Annotated in this window: 4 protein-coding genes and 2 pseudogenes; 3 read left to right on the top strand and 3 right to left on the bottom strand. The window is 69.4% G+C overall.

The window, feature by feature from the left end; genetic code table 11:
* Positions 1-892: 892 nt before the first annotated feature.
* Complete coding sequence (locus JNW87_RS41870) at positions 893-1,063, bottom strand: GntR family transcriptional regulator (RefSeq protein WP_375373590.1); 171 nt, start codon at positions 1,061-1,063, stop codon at positions 893-895.
* 91 nt (positions 1,064-1,154) lie between these two features.
* On the opposite strand from JNW87_RS41870, the gene JNW87_RS36140 reads away from it, so the two are divergent.
* On the top strand, positions 1,155-1,781 hold the full coding sequence (locus JNW87_RS36140) for a DsbA family protein (RefSeq protein ID WP_109802472.1): 627 nt from the start codon (positions 1,155-1,157) through the stop codon (positions 1,779-1,781).
* 53 nt (positions 1,782-1,834) lie between these two features.
* Positions 1,835-2,127 (top strand): annotated as a pseudogene (locus tag JNW87_RS36135) (transposase); the annotation flags it as partial.
* Positions 2,128-2,230: 103 nt separating this feature from the next.
* Here JNW87_RS36135 and JNW87_RS36130 read toward each other — a convergent pair.
* Positions 2,231-2,649 (bottom strand): annotated as a pseudogene (locus JNW87_RS36130) (IS630 family transposase); the annotation flags it as partial.
* Between the two features lie 74 nt (positions 2,650-2,723).
* Between JNW87_RS36130 and JNW87_RS36125 the strand changes: the two are divergent.
* Entirely contained in the window at positions 2,724-3,167 is a 444-nt protein-coding gene (locus JNW87_RS36125) for a hypothetical protein (protein ID WP_109802459.1), read from the top strand.
* Between the two features lie 81 nt (positions 3,168-3,248).
* Here the strand turns inward: JNW87_RS36125 and JNW87_RS36120 are convergent, their stop codons facing one another.
* Positions 3,249-3,401, bottom strand: coding sequence for a hypothetical protein (locus JNW87_RS36120; protein WP_161557862.1), 153 nt, complete (start codon positions 3,399-3,401; stop codon positions 3,249-3,251).
* Positions 3,402-3,664: the final 263 nt, after the last annotated feature.

Raw genomic sequence — 3,664 nt, 5'->3', positions numbered from 1 at the left:
CATGGTGGCCCCCGCGAGGCGGGTGAATGATGGTTTGGCCAACTGAATCCCCCCCAGATAGTGGACTTCTGTTAACAGCTCGTGAAGTGGGGCGCGACCCGATGTCAGGTAACCACGGATGACGGATGCCGATTGCCGGAACCCAGCTCTTCCCTCGGGGGCCAGAGGTCTGTGATAGGCGACCCGCGAACTGCGACTGCCGGGAGAAGACTTCCGGCACGACGGCGTCGGCCAGGGCGGCGGCGAGGCCGACCGGGCGTCACGTTCCGTGGCGAGGCGTCGCCAGGCCGAGCGCTGGGTCGTGCCGCGATCAGCGCGTTGAGGTGTCGCAGATCAGTTGGTGGACGCGTGTCGCACATCGGTCCACAGAGGACGCCACCGCGGCCGTTCGCACTGCCGAATGAGGCATTTAAGGCGACCCGCAAAGCGGGCCGCGCCGACCCGGCCCTGGCCTGCTGGCGACCTTCGGCCGGCATCGGCCGTGCCGGCCGGCCACGCTGGCGGAGCACCAAGGGAATGAAGGGCTGAGGCGGGACGATCGCCGTCGGGGCTGCTCTTTGTCGAGAGCAGGGCGATCGCTGCCGCGCAGCAGAGCTACTTGCCCCCGAGTCGCGCCAGCGCTGTCCGCGGTTCGATGACGACGAGGACCAGGCGTGCCCCTTCCCCCGGGTGCCCGATCCTCTACGCCACCCGGTCGGCGTCAAGGGCGCTGCGCGTCGGCACGCCGACGGCCTGCGGCCACCCTTGACCGCGGCCGGGCGCCGCAGTCCTTGGCACCTGTCCGGGGGATGGGGGCAGTTTGACAGACAGGGCAGCTCGTCGGGGTACTTCTTCTGGGCGACCTCGGAGGACTCCCTTCCGCTCTATCAGATCAGGATCGAAAGCCTCCGACCTACCGGGGGAACCTCACCTGCACCGTCCCCCGGGACAGGCCGAGTTCGGCGTCCAGCTTGCGGGTGGCGGGCATCCGGGTGTGCGGGGCGAGCCGCCCGGTGCGGATGGCATCCCGGAGTGCCTGTTCGAGCCCGGACCGGCGGCCGCTCGCCGGGGGCCGGGTCCAGATGGAGATCCACGCCCAGGGCTGCCGAAGTGGACCAGGATTTCGTCATGGTATTGGACCTTAAGCATTCCAATCCGTGCGTAACATCGCTGCCATGACAGGTGAAGCACCCACGCCGCAGACCCGAGTCGACTTCTACTTCGACCCCGCCTGCCCTTTCTCCTGGATCACCTCGCGGTGGATCCTCGAGGTGGAGCCGCTGCGTGACCTTGACGTCCGGTTTCACGTCATGAGCCTGTATCTGCACAACGAGGGCAACGAGCTGCCCGGCTGGTATCGCGATCTTGTCGATCGCTCCCGCGGCCTGGTCCGCGTCGCCACGGCCGCGGCCGAGCACCACTCCGAGGACGTACTCCGCGGCCTCTACACCGCCTTCGGCACCCGCATTCACGATAAAGGAATGGAGGACTTCGACGCGGTCGCTGTCGAGTCCCTGGCCGAGCTCGGGCTCCCCGCGAGCCTCGCGGAGGCAGCGCGTTCGGCCGAGTACGACGCCGCCCTCCAGCGCAGCCACGACGCGGGCAAGGATCCTGCGGGGGGCGGTTATGTGGGCACGCCCACGATGCACATCGACGGAACGGCCTTCTTCGGCCCGGTGATGAACAGCATCCCGCGGGGCGAGGAGGCGGCGCGGCTCTTCGACGCAGTGCGGACCCTCTCGGCACACCCGGGCTTCTTCGAGCTGAAGCGGGAACGGACGGGCAGCCTGCGCTTCGACTGAGAACCCCTAACGCAATGAGGCTGGCAGGCGGTCGCGGGGTAGTCGGCTCGGTCATGAGGAAGGGCCAACAGCCGCCGTGGATTCTGCCGGACGGGCTGTGGCAGCGCATCGAACCGCTCCTGCCCGCCCCATCAGCGCCGGTACCGGTATTCCGGCCGTAAACGGCTGGATGACCGCAAGGCGTTGTGCGGGATCCTGTTCGTGCTGCACACCGGGATTCCCTGGGAGTTCCTGCCCCAGGAACTGGGGTTCGGGTCAGGGATGACCTGCTGGCGGCGCCTAGAGGAATGGAACCGGGCCAGGGTGTGGCAGCGGCTGCACGAACTGCTGCTGGCCGAGCTGCCGGGCGCCCGACCGGCTGATCTGGTGGAGCGCGGTGATCGACAGCTCGCAGGTCCGGGCGCTCAAGGGCGGCCCAAAACCGGTCCGAGCCCGGTCGATCGACGCGCCCGCACGGGCTCGATAAGGAGGAGTCGGGGGTGTTCGGCCAGCCGTCTGCGCGTGATGCCGCTGTGGTGGGTGGTGCCGTTGCCGCGGATCGCCGCCACGATCAGGGCGTCGGGATGGGCGGCCAACAGTTGGTTGAGGAAGTAGCAGAACACCATCGACACGTTGCGTATCGATACGTGGTAGTGCCAGGCGCCGGTGGCCAGGTTGGCCGCGCCGTGGATGGTACGGCGGATGTTGGAGCCCGGGGTTATCACCCGATGGCGCAGGCCGGTGGGCATCAGCAGGACCGGATCCGGGCGAGCAGGTCGAGGTGGGTCTCATCCTCGGCGAGCACGACGGATCCGTCGGGCAGGGCGGCGACCTGGTCGCGGATCGCCGCGCAGATGCGGTCGTGGTCGGGGTCGCTCTTGGCGATCAGCCACGCGAACGCTGGCGCTGCACCGGGACGGCCAGCTCGTCGACGAGCGCAACGCCGCCCGGACCGACTTCAGCGTGCCGGCGAAGGCGGCGGACTACCGGCTCACCTTCGACGTCGACACCAGCCGGATCCTGCCGTTCTCGACCCACGTCAACACCGCGTGGACCTTCCGGTCGGCCGGACCGGCCGGCACGGCGCGCAGCGCCCTGCCGCTCCTGTCGGTCGACTACGCCCTGCCACTGGAAGCGGCGAACCATCCCACCGGTGGTCCGGCCACGTTCACGGTCCGGCAGGCCCAGGGGGCGCCGGCCCAGCGGGTGACGACGTTCCAGGTCTGGACCTCGACCGACGACGGCGTGACCTGGCAGCCGACCACGGTCGACCGGGACCGGGACGGCTACCACGCCGCGCTGCCGACCGTGACGGGCGGGCAGGCGGTCTCGTTGCGGGTGAAGGCCACCGCCGACGGCGGCAGCGGCATCGAGCAGACAATCATCCGGGCGTACCGCGCCGGCTGACCGTCCCGATCCGCCGTACCTCCACCGAGGCGCGGCCCGGTGCCGACCGGGTCGCGCCTCGGCGCGTTTCAGGCGGCTGGCTCAGGACGAGAGGGCCGCGTCGGCGAGGAACTCCCGCTCGGGTTGGAGCTGCTGACCTACGACCCGGCGGACGACGCTTTGGCTGTCGATTTCACGGCCGGCGCTGCGGAGATCAAGAGATTCGGGGCGGACGCTGTGCGACGGCTCGTCCATCCGGGCACGGTCCGAAGACCTGGGTGGTGACGAGCTGGTCAGAGCGGACGCCCTTTCGCGTCGCCCGACGTGGTCGTCTTACCAGCTCGCCAGACCTTCTTCCGCGCTCCGACACCCGAGGCTCGGATGCGCCGCGTCAGCCCATGTGCTGGTCGTCAGACGTCACGAACGTCCGCAGATGGTCAACCGCCGCAGAGAGCGCGTCCTGCAGGGGGCCGATGTCCCGGGCGACCTGAGCGAGGAGCATGCCGCCTTGATACGCC

The sequence above is a fragment of the Micromonospora sp. ATA51 genome, assembly GCF_016802855.1.
GTDB classification, from domain to species: Bacteria; Actinomycetota; Actinomycetes; order Mycobacteriales; family Micromonosporaceae; genus Micromonospora; species Micromonospora sicca.
The sequence above is the reverse complement of the archived record's forward strand: the minus strand, read 5'-3'. Positions and strand labels throughout refer to the sequence as shown.